Annotated in this window: 25 protein-coding genes; 12 read left to right on the top strand and 13 right to left on the bottom strand. The window is 64.0% G+C overall.

What is annotated here, in order from left to right:
- Positions 1–184: 184 nt before the first annotated feature.
- The 3 genes from rplI to rpsF form a co-directional block, all read right to left on the bottom strand.
- Positions 185–634: a 50S ribosomal protein L9 gene (gene rplI / locus XalbCFBP2523_RS02555; RefSeq protein WP_045765853.1), complete on the bottom strand. Its 450-nt coding sequence runs from the start codon at positions 632–634 to the stop codon at positions 185–187.
- Positions 635–799: 165 nt separating this feature from the next.
- A complete protein-coding gene (gene rpsR / locus XalbCFBP2523_RS02550) occupies positions 800–1,030 on the bottom strand; it encodes a 30S ribosomal protein S18 (protein ID WP_002804494.1) in 231 nt (76 codons plus the stop codon).
- 11 nt (positions 1,031–1,041) lie between these two features.
- Positions 1,042–1,476 (bottom strand): 30S ribosomal protein S6, encoded by a 435-nt coding sequence (gene rpsF, locus XalbCFBP2523_RS02545; protein WP_012916231.1) that lies wholly within the window; start codon positions 1,474–1,476, stop codon positions 1,042–1,044.
- 296 nt (positions 1,477–1,772) lie between these two features.
- On the opposite strand from rpsF, the gene XalbCFBP2523_RS02540 reads away from it, so the two are divergent.
- Positions 1,773–2,609, top strand: coding sequence for a 4'-phosphopantetheinyl transferase family protein (locus XalbCFBP2523_RS02540; protein WP_211286553.1), 837 nt, complete (start codon positions 1,773–1,775; stop codon positions 2,607–2,609).
- Positions 2,610–2,664: 55 nt separating this feature from the next.
- On the opposite strand, the gene XalbCFBP2523_RS02535 is transcribed toward XalbCFBP2523_RS02540, so the two are convergent.
- Complete coding sequence (locus tag XalbCFBP2523_RS02535) at positions 2,665–3,009, bottom strand: HesB/IscA family protein (protein ID WP_045766730.1); 345 nt, start codon at positions 3,007–3,009, stop codon at positions 2,665–2,667.
- A 129-nt stretch (positions 3,010–3,138) separates the two neighbouring features.
- On the opposite strand from XalbCFBP2523_RS02535, the gene asnS reads away from it, so the two are divergent.
- Genes asnS through XalbCFBP2523_RS02515 form a run of 4 tightly spaced genes read left to right on the top strand, consistent with a single transcriptional unit; the run spans position 3,139 to position 5,811 of the window.
- Entirely contained in the window at positions 3,139–4,539 is a 1,401-nt protein-coding gene (gene asnS / locus XalbCFBP2523_RS02530) for an asparagine--tRNA ligase (RefSeq protein ID WP_045765854.1), read from the top strand.
- A 22-nt stretch (positions 4,540–4,561) separates the two neighbouring features.
- Positions 4,562–4,867 (top strand): hypothetical protein, encoded by a 306-nt coding sequence (locus tag XalbCFBP2523_RS02525; protein ID WP_045758117.1) that lies wholly within the window; start codon positions 4,562–4,564, stop codon positions 4,865–4,867.
- Entirely contained in the window at positions 4,864–5,178 is a 315-nt protein-coding gene (locus XalbCFBP2523_RS02520; protein ID WP_045765855.1) for a hypothetical protein, read from the top strand. The genes XalbCFBP2523_RS02525 and XalbCFBP2523_RS02520 overlap by 4 nt, the downstream gene beginning before the upstream one ends.
- Before the next feature lie 9 nt (positions 5,179–5,187).
- The gene (locus XalbCFBP2523_RS02515; protein WP_045765856.1) at positions 5,188–5,811 is read left to right on the top strand and encodes an FMN-binding negative transcriptional regulator; all 624 of its coding nucleotides are present in this window, start codon (positions 5,188–5,190) and stop codon (positions 5,809–5,811) included.
- A gap of 12 nt (positions 5,812–5,823) precedes the next feature.
- On the opposite strand, the gene XalbCFBP2523_RS02510 is transcribed toward XalbCFBP2523_RS02515, so the two are convergent.
- The 9 genes from XalbCFBP2523_RS02510 to XalbCFBP2523_RS02470 form a co-directional block, all read right to left on the bottom strand.
- Positions 5,824–6,534, bottom strand: a complete 711-nt coding sequence (locus XalbCFBP2523_RS02510; RefSeq protein WP_045765857.1) for a response regulator — start codon at positions 6,532–6,534, stop codon at positions 5,824–5,826.
- A 326-nt stretch (positions 6,535–6,860) separates the two neighbouring features.
- The gene (locus tag XalbCFBP2523_RS02505; RefSeq protein ID WP_200894198.1) at positions 6,861–7,763 is read right to left on the bottom strand and encodes a hypothetical protein; all 903 of its coding nucleotides are present in this window, start codon (positions 7,761–7,763) and stop codon (positions 6,861–6,863) included.
- Positions 7,764–7,946: 183 nt separating this feature from the next.
- Positions 7,947–8,720 carry a hypothetical protein gene (locus tag XalbCFBP2523_RS02500; RefSeq protein ID WP_045765859.1) on the bottom strand — a complete coding sequence of 258 codons (774 nt, stop codon included), beginning with the start codon at positions 8,718–8,720 and terminating at the stop codon, positions 7,947–7,949.
- A gap of 48 nt (positions 8,721–8,768) precedes the next feature.
- Positions 8,769–8,906, bottom strand: coding sequence for a hypothetical protein (locus XalbCFBP2523_RS02495; RefSeq protein WP_230598278.1), 138 nt, complete (start codon positions 8,904–8,906; stop codon positions 8,769–8,771).
- A gap of 49 nt (positions 8,907–8,955) precedes the next feature.
- The gene (locus XalbCFBP2523_RS02490) at positions 8,956–9,417 is read right to left on the bottom strand and encodes a hypothetical protein (RefSeq protein ID WP_012916242.1); all 462 of its coding nucleotides are present in this window, start codon (positions 9,415–9,417) and stop codon (positions 8,956–8,958) included.
- Positions 9,414–9,674, bottom strand: coding sequence for a hypothetical protein (locus XalbCFBP2523_RS02485; protein ID WP_012916243.1), 261 nt, complete (start codon positions 9,672–9,674; stop codon positions 9,414–9,416). The genes XalbCFBP2523_RS02490 and XalbCFBP2523_RS02485 overlap by 4 nt, the downstream gene beginning before the upstream one ends.
- A gap of 46 nt (positions 9,675–9,720) precedes the next feature.
- Positions 9,721–10,356 (bottom strand): DUF2589 domain-containing protein, encoded by a 636-nt coding sequence (locus XalbCFBP2523_RS02480; protein WP_012916244.1) that lies wholly within the window; start codon positions 10,354–10,356, stop codon positions 9,721–9,723.
- Positions 10,357–10,368: 12 nt separating this feature from the next.
- Positions 10,369–10,947 (bottom strand): DUF2589 domain-containing protein, encoded by a 579-nt coding sequence (locus XalbCFBP2523_RS02475; RefSeq protein WP_012916245.1) that lies wholly within the window; start codon positions 10,945–10,947, stop codon positions 10,369–10,371.
- A 109-nt stretch (positions 10,948–11,056) separates the two neighbouring features.
- On the bottom strand, positions 11,057–11,596 hold the full coding sequence (locus tag XalbCFBP2523_RS02470; RefSeq protein ID WP_045758124.1) for a glycoside hydrolase family 108 protein: 540 nt from the start codon (positions 11,594–11,596) through the stop codon (positions 11,057–11,059).
- 228 nt (positions 11,597–11,824) lie between these two features.
- Here XalbCFBP2523_RS02470 and can point away from each other — a divergent pair, with 228 nt between their 5' ends.
- The 7 genes from can to XalbCFBP2523_RS02435 all read left to right on the top strand — a co-directional run bounded on the left by can (position 11,825) and on the right by XalbCFBP2523_RS02435 (position 20,225).
- Positions 11,825–12,487, top strand: a complete 663-nt coding sequence (gene can / locus XalbCFBP2523_RS02465) for a carbonate dehydratase (RefSeq protein ID WP_012916247.1) — start codon at positions 11,825–11,827, stop codon at positions 12,485–12,487.
- 36 nt (positions 12,488–12,523) lie between these two features.
- Positions 12,524–13,048 carry a 3-hydroxyanthranilate 3,4-dioxygenase gene (locus XalbCFBP2523_RS02460; protein WP_045765860.1) on the top strand — a complete coding sequence of 175 codons (525 nt, stop codon included), beginning with the start codon at positions 12,524–12,526 and terminating at the stop codon, positions 13,046–13,048.
- A 28-nt stretch (positions 13,049–13,076) separates the two neighbouring features.
- Positions 13,077–15,212 carry an FUSC family protein gene (locus XalbCFBP2523_RS02455; RefSeq protein WP_045765861.1) on the top strand — a complete coding sequence of 712 codons (2,136 nt, stop codon included), beginning with the start codon at positions 13,077–13,079 and terminating at the stop codon, positions 15,210–15,212.
- Between the two features lie 31 nt (positions 15,213–15,243).
- The gene (gene kynU, locus XalbCFBP2523_RS02450) at positions 15,244–16,515 is read left to right on the top strand and encodes a kynureninase (RefSeq protein WP_045765862.1); all 1,272 of its coding nucleotides are present in this window, start codon (positions 15,244–15,246) and stop codon (positions 16,513–16,515) included.
- Between the two features lie 49 nt (positions 16,516–16,564).
- Complete coding sequence (locus XalbCFBP2523_RS02445) at positions 16,565–17,929, top strand: FAD-dependent oxidoreductase (RefSeq protein WP_045765863.1); 1,365 nt, start codon at positions 16,565–16,567, stop codon at positions 17,927–17,929.
- 173 nt (positions 17,930–18,102) lie between these two features.
- Positions 18,103–19,542: an exodeoxyribonuclease I gene (sbcB, locus tag XalbCFBP2523_RS02440; RefSeq protein WP_045765864.1), complete on the top strand. Its 1,440-nt coding sequence runs from the start codon at positions 18,103–18,105 to the stop codon at positions 19,540–19,542.
- On the top strand, positions 19,539–20,225 hold the full coding sequence (locus XalbCFBP2523_RS02435) for a DUF2461 domain-containing protein (RefSeq protein ID WP_012916253.1): 687 nt from the start codon (positions 19,539–19,541) through the stop codon (positions 20,223–20,225). The genes sbcB and XalbCFBP2523_RS02435 overlap by 4 nt, the downstream gene beginning before the upstream one ends.
- Positions 20,226–20,247 lie beyond the last annotated feature (22 nt).

Genomic DNA, 20,247 nt, shown 5'->3' with positions numbered 1-20,247 from the left:
TGTGCTTGCATCGACGGGCTGGAGACAGACGCGGGCCACTGAGTATAGCGGCCCCTGCGCACGGCGGGGCCAGCGGCATCGGAAAGGGGCCGACCTGCACCAGCCAGGGAACCACCGCACGTGGGGATCCAGAAACGACACAGGCACCTTGCGGTGCCCGTGTCGGTAAAAACGGAGGCGGCGATCAAGCTTCCGCTTCGACCACGACCTTGACCGTGGTTTCCACGTCGGCGTGCAGGCGCACCAGCACCTCGTATTCGCCGATGTTGCGGAACGCGCCTTCGCCCAGCACGACTTCGCCCTTCTCCAGCGTCATGCCGGCAGCGGTGAAGGCCTCGGCGATATCGCGCGGACCGACCGAGCCGTACAACTTGCCTTCGGTGGAAGCATTGGCCTTGACCGTGATGCTTGCGCCTTCCAGCTTAGCGGCACGGGCTTGGGCCTCGTTGTGGATGGCCTTGGCCTTGGCTTCGTACTCGGCACGCTTGGCTTCGAATTCAGCGATGTTGGCTGCGGTGGCCGGCACCGCCTTGCCCTGCGGCACCAAGTAGTTGCGGCCGTAACCCGGCTTGACGTCGACCTTGTCGCCGAGGCCGCCCAGGTTGGTGACTTTCTGCAGAAGAATCAATTGCATGGCGTTACTCCGTTATTCGTTAGCGGCGGCATGCGGCCACCGCAACGCGTGCTGTCCGAATAGGACGGGATTGGATTGCGCGGAGTCGGACATGTACCCAACCGACACCCGGCGGTTGCTTCGGTCGCCGCACACGGGAATGCGCGCGCTTCCGAACGACTCGGATCAAACGTCGTGGTTGTCCGTGTACGGGATCAGCGCCAGGAAACGCGCACGCTTGACCGCCGTGGCCAACTGACGCTGGTACTTGGACTTGGTGCCGGTCACGCGGCTCGGCACGATCTTGCCGTTCTCGGTGAGGTACTGGCGCAGGGTGTTGAGATCCTTGTAGTCGATCTCTTTGACGCCCTCGGCGGTGAATTTGCAGAACTTGCGACGACGGAAGAACTTGGACATGGACCTGCTCCTTAGGCGGCTTCGACGGCGTCGCCGTCGGCTTCGTTGGCGGCGGCGGACACATCGCCATCGTCGTCGTCGCGACGACGACGCTCACCACGGTCGGGCTTGTCGCCCTTCTCGTCCTTGCTCTTCATGATCAGCGACTGCTCGGTGTCGGCACCATCGCGCTTGATCGCCAGGTGACGCAGCACGGCGTCGTTGAAGCGGAAGCTCTCGACCAGCTCGCTCAGCACGGCCTGATCCACTTCGATGTTGAGCATGACGTAGTGCGCCTTCACCAGATTCTGGATCGGGTAGGCCAACTGCCGGCGGCCCCAGTCTTCCAGGCGGTGAATGGTGCCGCCGCCGTTCTCGACCAGCGACTTGTAGCGCTCGATCATGGCGGGGACCTGCTCGCTCTGGTCCGGATGGACCAGGAACACGATTTCGTAATGACGACTCATGTGGTTGTACCTTTCGGATGTGGCCCAAGGGCCAGTCAGCCCCCCGCAGGTGGCGGTGGAGCAAGGGTTCCCGCCCGAATAGGCGCAGGAAGCCAATAAGTATGGCAGCGCCCTTGACCAATGACAAGCTCATGCACCCAGGACGCCCGCTCTGCTCCGCGTCGTCCATCGCCATTGCGCCCCTCCCCGACCCCAAGCATCGACCAAAGGACCGAATGCGGCGGGCAGGCGCGATTCTGCGACACTAGCGCAATGTTATCGTCGACATTGACGCCCACAGCCCTCAGCGCAACGCAATGCCCAATGCCGTACCGATGCAGGGCGCGCGGGGACTCCCGCAGCCGCAAGCGATGAACCCAGGGTTGCCGAGCGTCGGCGGCTTGAGCGCAGGCCAGCCATTGCAGTTGTCGTTAGCACCGGAACTGCAGGCAGCCGCGCGCAGTGCCCACCGCCATCTGCTCGACGACGGCACGGCGCTTTACCTGCTGGCGTTCGATACCGCGCAATTCGACCCGGGGGCTTTCGCGGCAATGGCAATCGCCCGCCCGGACAGCATCGCCCGCAGCGTGCGCAAGCGTCAGGCCGAGTTCCTGTTCGGCCGTCTGGCCGCGCGACTGGCGCTGCAAGAGGTGCTGGGACCTGCGCAAGCGCAGGCAGACATTGCAATCGGCGCGACGCGCGCGCCCTGCTGGCCTGCCGGCAGCCTGGGCAGCATTTCCCATTGCGAGGACTACGCGGCCGCCATCGCCATGGCGGCCGGCACCCGCCACGGCGTGGGCATCGATCTGGAACGACCAATCACACCCGCGGCGCGCGCGGCGTTGCTGAGCATCGCAATCGATGCCGACGAAGCCGCTCGTCTGGCAACGGCGGCAGACGCGCAGTGGCCGCACGACCTGCTGCTGACCGCGCTATTTTCGGCCAAGGAAAGCCTGTTCAAAGCCGCCTACAGCGCGGTCGGACGCTACTTCGACTTCAGCGCGGCACGCCTGTGCGGCATCGACCTGGCACGGCAATGCCTGCATCTGCGCCTGACCGAGACACTCTGCGCGCAATTCGTGGCCCGGCAAGTGTGCGAGGTCGGCTTCGCGCGCCTACCACCGGACCTGGTGCTCACCCACTACGCATGGTGAGCACGCGGACAGTCGAACCCGCCAACGCCAACGCCAACGCCAACGGCAGCGGCACTCAAGACGTGGCGTGCGCCGCGTCGGTCGTGAAGCTCTCCCCGCAGCCGCACTCGGCGGTGGCATTGGGATTGCGGAACACGAAGGTCTCGCCCAGGCCCTGCTTGGCGAAGTCGATTTCGGTGCCATCGACCAACTGCAGACTGGCGGCATCGACATAAATCCGCACTCCGTCCTGCTCGAACACCGCATCGTCCGCGCGTGCCTCGTGCGCCAGATCGGTGACATGGCCCCAACCGGAACAGCCTGTGCGTACCACCCCGAAACGTAGACCCAGCGCACCGGGAGTCTGGTCGAGGAAACGCTGCACGCGTGCAAACGCGGCGTGGGTGAGGCGGATGGCCATGACGAACGACTCCAACGACTTGCGATACGACATTATACGACCGATGCCCGCAACGCCTCGCAAGCGCTACGCTCCAGCCAGTACACTTGTTCATTCCATAATCGAGCCACTGCGGCGAGGATTCAAGTCATGACGGTGGTGAGCGTTGAACATGCGCTGGCAGGGAAGATCCCGGTCGGCGGCGAAGTGACCGTCCGCGGCTGGGTCCGTACCCGGCGCGACTCCAAAGCGGGGCTGTCCTTCGTCAATGTCAGCGACGGTTCCTGCTTCGCGCCGATCCAGGTGGTGGCTCCGGCCGCGCTGCCCAACTACGAACCGGAAGTGAAGCGCCTGACCGCCGGCTGCGCGGTGATCGCGCGCGGGCACCTGGTCGCCTCGCAAGGCCAGGGCCAAAGCTTCGAGATCCAGGCCGAGAGCATCGAGGTACTGGGCTGGGTCGAGGACCCGGAGACCTACCCGATCCAACCCAAAGCGCATTCGCTCGAATTCCTGCGCGATGTGGCGCACCTGCGTCCGCGCACCAACCTGTTCGGCGCGGTGACCCGCATCCGTAACTGCCTGGCACAAGCGGTGCACCGTTATTTCCACCAGAACGGCTACCACTGGATCAGCACCCCGATCATCACCACCTCCGACGCCGAAGGCGCCGGACAAATGTTCCGTGTCTCCACGCTGGACCTGACCAACCTACCACGCGACGGCAAGGGGCAGGTGGATTTCAGTCGCGACTTCTTCGGCAAGGAAACTTTTCTGACCGTCTCCGGCCAGCTCAACGTCGAGGCCTACTGCCTGGCGCTGAGCAAGGTCTACACCTTCGGCCCGACCTTCCGCGCGGAGAACAGCCACACCACCCGCCATCTGGCCGAGTTCTGGATGATCGAGCCGGAGATGGCCTTCGCCGATCTGGCCGAAGACGCGCGGGTCGCCGAGGACTTCCTCAAATCCCTGTTCCGCGCAGTGTTGGAAGAGCGTAGCGACGACCTTGCATTCCTTGCCGAACGCGTGGACAAGACCGCCATCAGCAAGCTGGAGAGCTTCGTCAATTCGCCCTTCGAGCGCATCGAATACACCGATGCGATCGGCCTGCTGCAACGGTCCGGGCAGACGTTCGAGTTCCCGGTGGAATGGGGCCTGGACCTGCAGACCGAGCACGAGCGCTGGCTGACCGAGCAACACGTCGGCCGGCCGGTGGTAGTGACCAACTATCCCGAGCACATCAAAGCCTTCTACATGCGCCTGAACGACGACGGCAAGACCGTGGCGGCGATGGACGTGCTGGCCCCGGGCATCGGCGAAATCATCGGCGGCAGCCAGCGCGAAGAGCGCCTGGATGTGCTGGATAGGCGCATGCTGCAATTCGGCCTGGACCCGCAGCATTACGGCTGGTACCGCGACTTCCGCCGCTACGGCACGGTGCCGCATGCCGGCTTCGGCCTGGGCTTCGAGCGCCTGGTGGTCTATGTGTGCGGTCTGAGCAACATCCGCGACGCCATTCCCTACCCGCGCGCGCCGGGTAGCGCCGAATTCTGAAGCCAGTGGAAGAGGACGCGCCATGATCCTGTTCTTCGCGCTGTGTTTCGTCGGCGTGGCGATCGCCGGGGCCAGCGCGTTCCTGATCTTCTGGCCGTTGACCCTGGTGCATATCCGCGACCGCCACCCGCCGCTGGTGGCGGCGTTCGGACAGGGCGCCTTTCTCAAACCGATCGCGCTGGGCTGGCTACTGACCCGGCGCTATCGTCCGCTCGGCGACCGCGCGCTCTCCGGGTTAGCGACGCCGGCGTGGCTGTCGCTGCTAACCATTTTTTTCGGCCTGGGCATGGCCGCCCTGCTCTGGCTGCTCTCCATGGTGACCCAATGAACTCAGACAACTCCGCCCACGATCAGTGGTACCTGGCCAGCCTTGGCCGCCTGCTGGTGTGGGCCCGCCTGCGCGCGCGCGCGGCCGGCACCGCCGAGGTGCTGGACAGCGACGGCAATACCCTCAGTTACGACAGCGAAGACAGCGCACGCGCCGCGCTGTTCGATGCCGAGTTCGTCGCCTTCAACGGCCTGGACGAGGACGACGCCCGAGCACGCGGCTTCTCCCTGGAAGAGATATTCCCGCCGCAGGCAAAGGACGATGCCAGCCTGCGCGGGCGCATGACCCAGAGCTTGGGCGCACGGGTCTAAACGCCAACGATGCACATCCCACCCGCATTCGCCGAGACCGATCTGCGCGCGCTCGACCAGCTGATCGCGCGTGACCCCTTCATCACCCTGGTCACCATCGCCGACGGACTGCCCTGCGCCACGCCCTTGCCGGTGCTATACCGACGCGACAGCGCTCGCATCGTAATCGAAGGACACTGGGCAAGCGTCAATCCGCAGGCGTGGCATCGCGGGCCGGCACTGCTGATCGTGCATGGTCCGCATGCCTATGTCTCGCCTGGCTGGTATCCGGACAAGGAGGCGATGACACGGGTGCCGACATGGAACTACGCCACCGCACACTTGCATGGCCATCTGCAAAGCAGCGACGATGAAGCGCTGTTGGCCGATGTGGTCGCGCGACTGAGCGAACGCCACGAGCATGCGCTGGGCAGCGACTGGCGCTACGAGCCCCACAACGAGGCGCACCGACGCATGTTGCGTGGCATCGTCGGCTTCCGCTTCGAGGTCGAACGGGTGGAGTTGAAGCTCAAGCTCAGCCAGAACCATCCCATCGCGAACCAGCAGGCTGTACATGACGCGTTACAGGCACAAGCCGATCCGAGTGCGCAGGCAGTGGCGGCGCTGATGCGTCAACGGTTGCCGCCGGACTGAGTGCCACCCAGCTCAACCGCAACGGCTGGCCGGTTCGTACTGGTCGGTCTCCACGCGGCGAGCGCTGGCACGGCCACCGTCCAGCGGCGACAATCCCTCGCGAATGGCATAGCGGGTCAATTGCGCGATGCTCTGCATGCCCAGCTTGAGCATGATGTGCTCGCGGTGAGTCCCGATGGTCTTGACGCTGATATGCAGCCGCGCAGCGATGTCCTTGGTCGACAAACCCTCGGACAGCAATTGCACGACCTCGCGCTCGCGCGAGGTCAACAAGGTATAGGCCGAGGCGGCATCGCCGGGCGGACAGCGGTATTCGCTGACCAGCGATTGCGACAGGGCCGGGCTGATGTACAACTGATCCTTGCTGACTTGCTGGATGGCACGCAGTAATTCGCGAAAGGTACTGTTACGCGCCAGGTAACCTTTGGCCCCGGCATCGATGACCGCACGCACGTTGGCCGCCGTGTCGGAGGCGGCGATGCAGATTGCCTTACTGTGCGGACTGCGTTGCAACAGCCGCCGCGTGGCCTCGATCCCATTCAGGCCCGGCAGCATCACGTCCATTAGCACAATGTCAGGATGCCGTTTGGTCACCAGTTGCACGCACTCCAGGCCGTCGACGGCATGACCGACCACATCGATGTCCGGGGTGTTTTTCAGCAGGGCCACTATGCCCTCCAACACGATGCTGCGTTCGGCAGCAATCACGATACGTGTTTTCATTCGTTACCTGTCTTCGCAATGGATCCCCAAACGCTCGCGACCGCGTGAAAACCCGCGTCCCATGCGCCACTATTTCAACCGATGCGACAGTGTCATCCACGTCTGCGTGGCGCCACCAGCTTGTCACGCAAGGCAATGGCGGCCATCGGTTTCAAACTGATATGAATGGCAAGGACGACTGAATTGATACGAATCAGCGCATTCGTCTCGCTGCGTAGACTCCCTCCATCACCGATGGACCATACGAAACCTGAGATAAAAAGCGCGCGCATCGCCGGCAATCGGCACGCAGACATTTGCGTCATACACCCCGGCATTGCGTGCACTCATTCGGATGCAGGTGGGAGCGGAAGACGTGCGACTTCGCTCTGCAGCATGCAGCGGGCGAAATCGGTAAGCCGTTGCTGGATCGCCGCAGGTGGCATGCCCGCATCGATCGACTGCTGCATGGCCATCAACTGCGCGGCCAACTCTCCCTGCCAGCGCATGCGTTCGGTATCGCCGCTGGCGCGCTGCACTTCCAATGTAGCCTGTGCCTGTGCCGACGCATCGCCACGCACCAACGTTTCCATCGAATCGACCAGGCGTTGCAGCAGGCGATACACCGCCGTTGCGGAGAAGCCACCCAGCATCGCCAGGGTGGGCTTGCCGAAAGTGCGCATGCTACCGCTCTCGAAAAGATCCCTGGGCAGTACTTCAACCAGGATCAAGCCGGCGATCAGGCCCAGGATCATGCGTGCGCCATAGGATGCATCGTATTTTGGGTCGTAGGTGGCATTGGCGACGTAACGATGCACCTGGAACAACGAGGAGAACGACGCGCCCAGACCAGCGCAGAACAACAGGAACAGGGCATTCCACAACAACACGCTGCCGGAGGATTCCAAAAAACCAAGGCGCACGTTATTCGCGCTCACCTTGCTGGACAGCGCCGAGGCGACCAGTGCGAACAGAAAAAATAGCGACGTAACGGTCAACGCGCGCACCAGCGGCAACGGGCCGAGCAGACTCGCCCAATGCCGGCGACGACGCTCGGCATCGAGTAGAAACACCGCCTGCGGCGTCGCCGGACGGATGATCTGCGCGAGGCGTCGGTGCGTCAGCGCCAGTTCGTGCGCATAGTGCTCACTAGCATTGATACCGGGCACTGCGCTCTCCAGCAGGATCGACAGGCGTGCGATCAATTCGGCTGGCACGGCCATGCCGTGCTCCAGCACATAACGCGCCATCGCTTCGCACTCCACCCGCAGTTGCGGCAAAATGCCCGGAGGCGGCACCCGCGCAGGGGCAATACCGACACCGGCTAGCCAACGCCGCAGCGCGTCGGCCAATTTCTTGATCCACACGCGCATTGCAAGACTCCTGGACAGAAACGCTGGACAAAAACCGGGGGCGGTGGCGTACCGAGCGAATCAGTCTGCACTGGAGGCGCGCTCCAGCTTGCCCATTTCCACCGGCGTCCCTGCACGAGCGTAGAGTTGCAGTAAAACCTGCCCGTCCGGCGCTGTGCGCAGTTCAAGCGTACCGTCGCTCAAACGTCGGCAGTAGCCGGCATCGCTTGGATCAAGGGAATAGAGCCAGTGACCCTCGCGGTTTCCGGTGTAGCGTGCCTGCAGCATGCACAGCCGCGGCTGGCTGTAACGCAGCACGACCATCGGCACACCGGGTGCCTGCGGTATCGCATTCACCGTCATCTGCACCTGCACCGAATCGCGACCGTTTTCTGCCCTTAGCAAGCCATGCCACCGTCCCAGCAACGGACTGGGCTGGCCCGGTGCGGTATGCAGAACCACCGGCAGCGCTTGTCCATCGATGGACAGCCGCAGATCATCGCCACTGCGCTGCGCGGTCAAGCGTTTGCCCATCATTTTGTCGCAATACGCACCGCCGTTGATCGACTCCAGAGCGAAACTATCGCCCTCGCGCGACTGCACCTGCAACGCACAATTCAGCGGCGAACCGAAATTCAACACTGGCTTCCCTCCCTGTTGCGTCAGGCCGACGGCAACCAGGCGCTGTGCATCGAGCGCAAGGCTGCCACGCCATTGCCCGGCGGGCAGTGCATTAGCGGTTATTGCGAGCATGGGGGCCGGCGGTGGCGGCGAGGCCGCGACGACCAACGGCAGCACTAACCACAGCGACAGACAGAGGAAAAAACGCGGAAAATCATAAGAACGGATGTGCATGCGACGCTCCTTATTTAGGTGAAAAAACCTGTGCATCACAATGGCAATTCACCACGACAGGTCACGTGCAAAGACCAGTGCCAGCAGTGCCGTCATCGCCAAAATCGCAACAAACAACAATCCAATCCGACGTCGGAATCGGCGCTTGCGCTGCACGCGCGCCAGCGACAACACGTCGATTTGCAATGTTCGGCACCATTGGTCGGTGTCCCTGCGCGACAAAATGAACACGTGTTTACGCATGTTCTGACTCCGCCGAGCGATCATGCGAGTCGGAATCGGCGGATATATTCCACAATTTGACGCGTTGTCCCTCGAACAGCACCTCGCCGACCGGCGCTTGTGTTCCATGAAACAGAACCTGCAGGCGATGGCCGGGCCGCCATCGCCGCCGGGGAAGCACATGTAGCAGCAAGCGCGGTGCCTCGTCGGGAATCTCCAGCACATCCAATTCCACATCGAACGACAACGCAAGTTGACCGATCTGCGGCATCTGCCAGAGGCGCAATTTCCATAGCGGGATCTGCAGCGACGGTGCTCCAGTGTCGGCCGACGCGACCTGCAACACATCCTCGCTAGCGAAAAATGCCCGTAGCGTTTGCGCATGACGGGCGCGGCAACGGCACTGGGCATCCAAAAACGCCGCCGACAAACCATGCAGCAACAGATCGAACTCACAGCGCAACTTGCGCATCATTCGCCCTTCATCCAGCCAGGCTTGCGTGGAAAGCCCACGTGATAGCACAGCCACTGCATCACCACCTGATGCTCGCCGAGCTGGAGCACGGCGAAATTCTTTTCCGTGCCGATGATCGCCCCTTTCGGCGAATCGCTCAGGCAGCGATTGAGCAAAGCGCGCGCGGCTTCGATCTGTTCGGGCGTTTGCATCTGCGTCGGGTTGTCGCTACCGACCACAACCCGTTTGACGAACTTGACTTGAGTAAGGTCGAACATCGTTGACGAGTTCCCCGACGAGATGGTTCAACAGACCGCTATGGCCTTATGGGGTGGCTGGCACTGATACTGGCGCGCCGACCTTGCGCGGCGCCACCGAGCTTTGCAGGATGTCCATCACCCGCGCCAGGCCTTCAGGCATGCCCTTGTCCTCGGCATGAACCGACACGTGGTATTTGGCCGAGTTGTCGGAGCTGCGCGTGTTCTCCTTGTGCGTGGCAACCGACCCCTGGATGTTGACCTTGGCCTTGAACAGACCCCAGCCGAACTCCATGTCCGCCGACAGCGACGCCGAGGCATCGGTGGAAGACTTCTCGGAGAATGACGACTTCACTTCCATGTCGAAGGTGATGTCCACCGTCTGAATGCTCAGGCTCGGCACGTTGACGATGGCCAGCAGCGGTACCTCCAGTTCCACTTCTTCTTCGGCGATACCGCCAGGGTTGGTCGGGTCGTCGACTGGCCGTTTGAAGCGGAAGCTGGCGGTGCGAGTGTCGCCTTGCGCCTGCTGATCGGTGCTGCCGGCAGGCGGCGGCAGAAAGCCGATGACACGGATGAAATCGGCGGTGGCGCGAGCCAGTTTGACCTGTGCTTCGCAGGCCGCATCCAGCGGACCGCCGATCAGGTCGCCCATCGGCAGACCCTTGAACTGGCTGGACATATTGACGAGTTCGTCAGGCATAGCAGTGACTCCTTAAGTAGTGGGATTGGTGACATCGTCCGTGTCCGGGACGTCTGGCTTGTCGGCCATGACCGTCTTGAACACGCCCTGCGTCTGCGCCAGATGGTTCAGCAATCTGGCCGCTCCGTCAGTGGGTTCGGTCCCCTCCACGCGCAGCACGACGTGGACGGAACTCTGGCGTTGACTCTTGGCGCTCGCGGAGGTATCCACGCGCACACTGGAGCGGGTAGCGGTGCGCTTGGCCTGCCAGGCGCCGCGCGGGGCGGCCGGCTCCGACGCGAAGAAACCATCGGCCGATTGCAGCCCGCCCAGATCGCCGAGTTGCGCGTCGAAACTGATCTCCACATCCTTGATCCGCAGCACGTTGGTCGAGACCAGTGGCAGCAACGGTGCGCGGTAATAATCCTCGTCGCCCTCGGCGGCCTGCGGATGCTGAGACGGCAGGCGGATGATGACGCTCTTGGGCCGGTGATACTCGTCGAAGTAATCGCCGAGGTTGGCCATCTGGTGCTGTGCGATGCGGTCCTGCGCCTCGATCACCGCGCCGGCCAGCGCTTCGATCAAGTCGTTCAATGCAGTCGGTCCAGCCATGTTCGCTCCTGAGAAAAGAAGGCCGCCATCGGCGACGACAACGGGTCTGCAACGCTCGCGGCGCCGGGATATGCGCAGACACGAGCGACGCTAGACGCGCGGTGGGCGCTCAGCGCAGGTCTGGAAATGCCTCCACCCTGGCCAACCAACCCTTGAGGAACTTGCCAAGCGTCGGTCTCGCCGCGACCAGACGCTGGTAGTAATCGCGGCGGCCCTGCTTGTAGCGCATGTACAGATCAGGCTGATCGGCCGCTATTACCGCCTTCAGCGTGGCTGGGCCGAGCTTGCCGTCATCGATGAGTTGCAACGCCGATTGCTGTTCATTGAGGACGCGCTGTAGCAGTTTGATGGCGTTGTTACCTGCATTGACATAGAAGTCGAATACGATGTCGGCCAGCGGCTGCAGCGCGATCGCGTCACCATGCACCGCGTCCCAGTAGCAAGTCTTGTAGATCCGCCCCGCCTGCGCATCGGTGAGCGCACGCAGATTCTCCAGCGCAGGTTCCACCTGCAACAGGCTCTTGGCGTAGAGGCGGAACGTGGCGAGCGTGATGCCTTTGTTGGTGGCACCGCCGGGATCCTGCGGATCGTTGACGAAGCCGCCCTCGTGCCTGAGCAAGGTGGGAAAAAACACGTTGAAGTCGGCCATGCGATCCTCCGGGAATGCGCCGTGACGGGGCGTGGAGGAAGTCTGGCGAGCGTTCACGCGCGAGGGGATCGGCAAATATCCGATCCGGTGGTGCGCTGAGGCTGAGGCCGCGCTGCGGCGGAGGCGCAGGCGACGAACGGCACCTCCATACGCCCGCGTGTGTCTGGACATATTGAAAGGCAGACGCCCCCGTACGCTCGCGACGCGGTTCTGGGATAATGCCTAGCCATGAGCAAAATCGACCAGCTACTGCAAAACAACCGTAACTGGTCCGAGCGCATCAACCTTGAGGATCCCGAGTTCTTCAGCCGCCTGTCCAAGCAACAGACGCCGCAATACCTGTGGATCGGCTGCTCCGACTCGCGTGTGCCGGCGAATCAGATCATCGATATGGCGCCGGGCGATGTGTTCGTCCACCGCAACATCGCCAACGTGGTCGTGCATACCGACCTCAATTGCCTGTCGGTCATCCAGTTCGCGGTCGATGTATTGAAGGTGCGACACATTCTGGTCGTGGGCCATTACGGCTGCGGCGGCGTGCACGCCGCCCTGACCCGGGCACGCCTGGGCCTGGTCGACAACTGGATCCGCCACGTCACCGATGTGGCCGAAAAACACGAGCACTGCCTGCAACAGGCCGGCGACCTCGGCGTGCAGCACGCACGCCTGTGCGAACTCAACGTCGTCGAGCAGGTGGTCAACGTCAGCCGCACCTCGATCGTTGGCGATGCATGGGCACGTGGACAGGAATTGACTGTGCATGGCTGGGTCTACAGCCTGCGCGACGGTCGCGTCCACGACCTGGGCATGGAACTGGATTGCATCGAAGACCTGGAGCCGCGCTACACCGCCGCGCTAGCGCGTATCAGCCAAGACCATCAAGAGCGCTGAGCCGCTCGCCGAACCTCGCCACAAGGAAACATCCGCATGCTGCCCGCTCCGCTGAACCTACATGCATGGATCGACGAACACCGACATCTGCTCAAGCCGCCAGTCGGCAACAAGTGCATGCATGCAGGCGACTTCATCGTGATGGTGGTGGGCGGGCCGAATGTACGCTCGGACTTTCACTACAACGAAGGTCCGGAGTGGTTCTACCAGCTCGAAGGCGAGATGGTGCTGAAGATCCAGGAAAACGGCGCGGTACGCGAGATCCCGATCCGCCCCGGCGAAACCTTCCTGTTACCGCCCACAGTGCCGCATTCGCCACAGCGGCAGCCCGACTCGGTCGGCCTGGTGATCGAACGTCGGCGTCTGCCGCACGAGCAGGATGGGCTGCTATGGTTCTGCCAGCAATGCAACCACCTGCTGTACGAAGAATACTTCCCGCTGCAAAATATCGAGACCGATTTCCCACCAGTGTTCGCACGGTTCTACACGTCCGAAACCCTGCGCACCTGCGCACGCTGCGGACACGTGCACCCGCTACCGGCGCCTCCCGCCGCGCCGTGAACCTCCTGCGCCAACGGCTAGGGCGGCGATGCTACGCAGCCTGATCGCACTGAAGCCGCGCGACGTCCCGATCCGGGTCGCGTTGCGCAATACCGTCGCGGTGGTGGCGCCGCTGGCACTCGGCGTGGCCAGCGGACATGCCGAAATCGGCCTGGCCGTAGCCACCGGTGCGCTGAATACCATGTTCTCCGACCTACCCGGTCCCTACCGGGCACGGATGCAGCGCATGCTGATGGCGGCACTGGCGGCGGGCGTGGCGGCCCTGCTGGGCATGCTGATCGGCACGCAGACCCTGACGCTAGCGCTGGCCGCACTGGTGCTGGGCCTGGGCGGCGGCCTGTTGGTGGCACTGGGTCCGGTCGCGGCCCGGGCCGGGCTGACCAGCATGATCCTGCTGGTGGTCAGCGCCGACGTACACCTGCCACCGATGCAAAGCCTGGGCGTGGCCGCACTGATCTTCGCCGGTGGCGTGTTGCAGATGCTGATGGCGCTCGCCGCATGGCCGCTGCAACGGTATCGCCCCGAGCGCTTCGCCTTGGCGGACCTGATGCGGCAAATAGCGGGAATCGCGCGCCAACGCCCTAATGCGAGCGCGGTGGCGCCAGCGACCGAGGCCGTACTGGAAGCAATGGTGATGCTGCACGGCCAGCACCGTTCGCGCGGGCTGGCCGTGCAGTCCTTGCGCATCATCGCCGAACTCTGCGAACGCACGCGGCAAGAGCTACTGACCCTGTCCGACCTGCACGGGCGTCTGGAGACGAACTCCCCCGCACGACTGCCGATCGAGCGCGTGCTCGAACGCAGCGCAGTCGTGCTGGACCAACTGGCCTATGCCATGGACAACGCCGCCGATCCAAAGGCCGCCGCCGACTCGATGACCGGCTTTGACGATCTGGTAGACACGTTGGCGCAAGTGCAGGCGCAAACCGAAGACACTCGCGAGCGCCGCCTGCTGCGTATCGCCGTGGCCCGCGCACAAGGACTGGGCGGGCAGTTGCGCGCGCTGGTCCGCAACGGTCACTGGGCCAGCAGCCGCGGCGAGATCCAAGCCGAACTGGCCGAGGCACGCTTGCCGGCGGCACTTCGGCAACGGGCGCCACTACAGACCCTGCGCGCCAACCTGCGCATGTCCTCGGTCGCGTTCCGGCATGCGTTGCGCTGCGGAGTTTGCCTGGCGCTGGCGATGCTATTCGCGCGCTGGCAGGCGATCCCGCACGGCTACTGGATTCCGATGACCACCGCGATCGTACTCAAACCGGATTTCGGTGGCACCCTGCGCTTCGGCGCACTACGTGTGGCCGGCACCCTCGCCGGGCTGCTGCTGGCAACCGTCCTGACCCACGCCGTGATGGACGGGACGGCGGTGCGACTGCTGTTACTCACCATTTTTTGCCTCGGCTTCCGTCTGCTGACCCAGGTCAACTACGGCCTCGGCGTGGCCTCGCTGACCGGCATGCTGGTGCTGCTGTTGTCGTTCGAGGGAATGGCGCCAGGCGAGGCGATCGGCGAGCGCATCCAGGCGACGCTGCTCGGCAGCACCCTGGCGCTGGTCGCCTACGCACTGTGGCCGACCTGGGAGCGCCAGCATCTGCGCGCCACGCTGGCGCAGTTGCTGCTGACCTATCGCGATCATCTGGTCGCAGTGCTGGAAGGCCGCCTGCAGGCACTGCCGGAAACCCGCGCCGCCGCACGCACCGCGCGCACCAATGTCCAGGCATCGATCGAGCGGCTGCGCGGCGAACCGCTGCGCAAGCGCAATCTGCGCGAACTCACTCTCGCCGAATCGGTGCTGGCCAACAGCAACCGCCTGATCCGTGCCTCGTTGATGCTGGAAGCGGTGCTGCGCGAAGCGCCGGTGCCGCCGGCACTGCCGGAATTGCAGCACTTCCACGAACAGGCCCACATCGCTTTGACCCAACTGGCGGACAGCCTGCGCAACGGCACCCCACCAGCGCAGGCAACGCTGCGTGCCGACGAACGTCGCCTGGCCGAAGCGCTGGCCGCACATGCACAGGAGGGGGCTGAGGGCAGCGTTCTATCGGCCCTGGCCGATGCCAGCGACCGTATCGCCGACAGCATCGGCACCCTGACCCACGTGCTACGCAGCACGCTCTTGCCGAGTGCGCCCAACGGCACCGACAAAGCGACGCTCCGCCAGCGCTAAACTCTCGTCCTGTTTCCGGAAACCACAGCCGATGCACGCGCCCCTGTCCCGCCAACACGCCATGGCCCTCGACGCCGCCGATCCGCTGTGTGCGCTACGGCAGGAATTCCTGTTCCCACAGCATCAAGGCGCCGACCAGGCCTATTTCGTCGGCAACTCCCTTGGCTTGCAGCCGCGCGGCGCGCGCGCCGCAGTGCAGGAGGTGCTGGACACATGGTCGGCCGTGGCGGTGGAAGGACACTTCAACGGCGCGACGCAGTGGATGAGCTACCACGAATTGCTGGCCGCGCCACTGGCTCGCCTGGTCGGTGCGCAGCCGCACGAAGTGGTGGCGATGAACACGCTGACGGTGAACCTGCATCTGCTGATGGTCAGCTTCTACCGCCCTACCCGCGCGCGCCCAGCGATCTTGATCGAGGCAGGCGCCTTCCCCTCCGACCGGCACGCGGTCGCCTCGCAGATCCGCTTCCATGGCTTCGATCCGGCCACCGACCTGATCGAAGTGCAGTCCGACAGCACCGACGGCACGGTGTCGCTGGAGGCGATCGCGCGCACCATCGGCGAACATGCGCCGCGTCTGGCGCTGGTGCTGTGGCCCGGCGTGCAGTACCGCACCGGCCAGGCCTTCGATCTGGCCGCAATAGCGCAGTTGGCGCGCAAGGCAGGCGCGGCGCTCGGCTTCGACCTGGCGCACGCGATCGGCAACCTCCCGCTGCATCTGCACGACATCGCCCCGGATTTTGCGGTGTGGTGCCATTACAAGTATCTCAACGCCGGCCCCGGTGCGATCGCCGGCGCCTTCGTGCATGAGCGGCACGGGCATGGCGACACCCCGCGCTTCGCTGGCTGGTGGGGCCACGACAAGCGCAGTCGGTTTCAAATGGAGCCCGACTTCGTCGCCGCGCCCGGCGCCGACGGCTGGCAGCTCGGTAACCCGCCGATCCTGAGCATGGCACCGTTGCGGGCCTCGCTGGAATTGTTCGAACGGGCCGGCATGCCGGCATTGCGGCACAAATCGCAACAACTCACCGGTTACCTGGAGATGCTGATCCACGCAAGGCTGGCCAACACATTGGAGATCCTCACCCCCTCCGATCCGGCACAGCGCGGCTGCCAACTGTCGTTGCGCGTGGTCGGCGGTCGCGCGCGTGGCCGCTCGCTGCTCGAATACTTGCAATCAGTAGGCGTCCTCGGCGACTGGCGCGAACCGGACGTCATCCGCATCAGCCCGGTCCCGCTGTATAACCAGTATCACGATGTCTACCGCTTCATCGAAGCCGTGGAAACCTGGGCCGGCCTCTGAGCCGCACCTTCATGCGCGGCACACCGCCGCGTCCCTGTCGGACACCGCATTGAATCACTCTCCTCGCAACATCACCTTGATCGGCGCCGGCCTGGCCGGCTCCCTGCTCGCCATCCTGCTCTCACGCCAGGGCTGGCAGGTCACCGTGTACGAACGCCGTGGCGATCCGCGCATTCACGATTACGAGCGTGGTCGCTCGATCAACATGGCCCTCGCCGAGCGCGGCCTGCATGCGCTGCGCCAAGCCGGTGCCGACACCGCGGTGATGGCTAAAGCCGTCATGATGCGCGGGCGCATGGTGCACCTTGGCGATGGCCAGCCGCAATTGCAGCGCTACGGGCGCGACGACAGCGAGGTAATCTGGTCGGTGCACCGCAAGGATCTCAACATCAGCTTGCTGCAGTTGGCCGAGCAAGCCGGCGCGCGCATCCACTTTTACCGCCGCCTGCACACGGTGGATTTCGACGCCGGCTACGCGCGCTTTATCGACGACCGCAACGACCAACCGCACGACATCCATTTCGACAGCATGATCGGCGCCGATGGCGCTGGCTCGGCGCTGCGCGCGGCGATGCAACGTCAGGCGCCGATGGCCGAGCACATCGAATTCCTCGACCATTCCTACAAAGAACTGGAAATTCCCCCCGCCTCCGATGGCAGCTTCCGCATCGAGCCCAACGTTTTGCACGTATGGCCGCGCGGCCATTACATGTGTATCGCCCTGCCCAATCACGAAGGCACCTTCACCGTCACCTTGTTTCTGCCCAACAAGGGCGAGCCGAGCTTCGCCAGTATTCGCAACGGGAAGGAGGCCGTGGCGCTGTTCGCGCGCGACTTCGCCGATGTGCTACCGCTGATGCCGCAACTGGCCGAACACTGGGAACAGCATCCACCTGGCCTGCTCGGCACGCTGTGCCTGGAGCGCTGGCATTTGGGCGGACGCGCCGTGTTGCTCGGCGATGCCGCGCACGCGATGGTGCCGTTCCACGGACAGGGCATGAATTGCGCTTTCGAGGACTGTGTCGCCTTGGCTACGCAGCTACAACGCGAACCCGATTTGAGCCGCGCCTACGCCGCGTTCGAAGCCGAGCGCAAACCCAACGCCGGCGCCATCCAGCAGATGGCACTGGAAAACTACATCGAAATGCGCGACCGCGTCGGCGATACCGGTTTCCTGCTGCAACGCGAATTGGAACAGGCCCTGCAAGCGCGCTACCCGACCCGCTTCGTACCACACTACAGCATGGTTACTTTCCTGCGCACGGGATATGCACAGGTACTCGAACGCAGCCAGATCCAACGCGAGATCCTGGTGCAGGCGACGCAAGGCCACCGCGACTTGACCCGAATCGATTGGAACTGGCTGGAACGCACCGTACATGCGCGCCTGACACCGCTGGAAGGCGCACGCTGAGACGATCTGGCATACCCTGGCGCAATAGGCTTGACAGCCTCTTGACCTGCGTGACCGGCAACGTCCATCACGACGAATCGCACCACGGCCGGCCAGAATCGCACTGACAACTGCACGTCCACGGATTCGCTCGGTTGCCGACACATCCTCGCCCACACCACCACGATGCAACCATGCCCGACAGCTTTCTGTTCTACGACCTGGAGACGTTCGGCGCCGACCCAAGACGCACCCGCATCGCCCAGTTCGCGGCGGTAAGGACCGACGCGACACTGAATCAGATCGAGGAACCGATCAGTTTCTTTGTCCAGCCAGCCGACGACCTGCTGCCCTCTCCGGTCGCCACCCTGATCACTGGTATCACCCCGCAGCAGGCGCTGCGCGAAGGCATCAACGAGGCCGATGCCTTCGCGCGCATCGCCGAGCAGATGGCGCAGCCGCAGACCTGTACCCTGGGCTACAACTCGCTGCGCTTCGACGACGAGTTCATTCGCCATGGTCTGTTCCGCAACTTCCACGATCCCTACGAGCGCGAATGGCGCGGCGGCAATTCGCGCTGGGACCTGCTGGACATGTTGCGACTGATGCACGCCCTGCGCCCGGATGGCATCGTCTGGCCGCAGCGCGAAGATGGCGCCACCTCGTTCAAGCTGGAACAACTTGCGCTGGCCAATGACGTGCGCGACGGCGACGCGCACGAGGCACTCTCCGACGTCTACGCCACCATCGGCATGGCCCGGCATTTCCGTCGCTGCCAACCGCGCTTGTGGGAGTACGCACTGAAACTGCGCGACAAGCGTTTCTGCGCCAGCCTGCTGGACGTGACCGCGATGCAGCCGGTCCTGCACGTGTCGATGCGCTACCCGGCCTCGCGGCTGTGCGCCGCGCCGGTGCTGCCGCTGACGCGGCATCCGCGTATCGACAGCCGGGTGGTGGTGTTCGACCTGGAAGGCGACATCGATACGCTGTTGCGCTGCACACCGGAAGAAATCGCCGACCGCCTCTACACCCCGCAAGCCGACCTGCCCGAAGGCGAGCAGCGCATCGCGCTCAAGGAAGTGCATCTGAACAAGGCACCTGCGCTGGTCGCGTGGGCGCATCTGCGCGAAGCCGAATTCGAGCGCCTGGGCATCGACCCGGCGCAGGCGCTGGCCAAGGCCGCGCGCCTGCGCGAAGCCGGCCCAACCTTGGCGGAGAAGGTGCGCCGCGTCTTCGCCAGCGAGCGAGCAACCATGCCCGCCGACGTGGATGCCTCCCTCTACGATGGCTTCCTGGCCGATGCGGATAAGCGCGCGATGGCGCAGGTGCGGGCGACGGCACCGATGCAGTTGGCGCCTCTGGAACATGGCTTCCGCGATCCACGCCTGCCCGAACTGTTGTTTCGCTACCGCGCGCGCAACTGGCCACAAACGCTCTCGATCGCCGAGCAGACGCGCTGGGACGATTACCGACGCCGACGCCTTGAGGTCGACAACGGCCTGTCCGAGTTGACCTTCGAGACATATGCCGCGCAACTAGCCGATTTACGTCTAGCTCACCCTGAGGATGCTACCAAGCAAGCCCTGCTCGACCAATTGGCCGCCTGGGGCCAAGACCTGCAACGCACCCTATGACCAGCTATTTCAGCGACGCCAGCCTCAAATTCCTGCGTGCCCTGGCCCGGCACAACGAGAAGACCTGGTTCAACGCGAACCGGCACAAATACGAAGCGCACGTGCGTCAGCCGTTCCTGCGCCTGATCGTCGACCTACAGCCGGACTTGGCCGAACTCAGCGAACATTTCCGTGCCGACCCACGCGGCGTGGGCGGCTCGCTGTTGCGGATCCACCGCGACGCGCGCTTTTCCCACGACAAATCGCCGTACAAGACCTGGCAAGGTGCGCGCCTGTTCCACGCGCGACGCAAGCAAGTGCCGGCGCCATCGTTCTACATCCACTTGGAACCGGGCGAGAGCTTCGTCGGCGCCGGGCTATGGCATCCAGAGCCGGAGACACAGCGCAAGGTGCGTCAGTTCATCTTCGACAATCCCGGCAGTTGGAAGACCGCAGCGCACGCGCCGGCGCTGCGCCGGCGCTTCGAACTGGAGGAAAGCGAAGTCTTGGTGCGACCACCGCGCGGCTTTCCTGCCGAATTCCCATTCATCGACGATCTCAAACACAAAAACTGGGTGTTCTGGCGCCACCTCGACGATGCGGCGATGACCGGGCCCAAGCTACGCAGCCAGATCGTCACCGACCTGCGGACGCTGGGGCCGTTCGTGGATTACCTGTGCGCAGCGTTGGATCTGGAATTCTGAAAACCCATCGCGACCACACCAC

Source organism: Xanthomonas albilineans, from assembly GCF_002939705.1.
Classification (GTDB): Bacteria; Pseudomonadota; Gammaproteobacteria; order Xanthomonadales; family Xanthomonadaceae; genus Xanthomonas_A; species Xanthomonas_A albilineans.
This window is presented reverse-complemented; position numbering and strand designations above follow the sequence as displayed.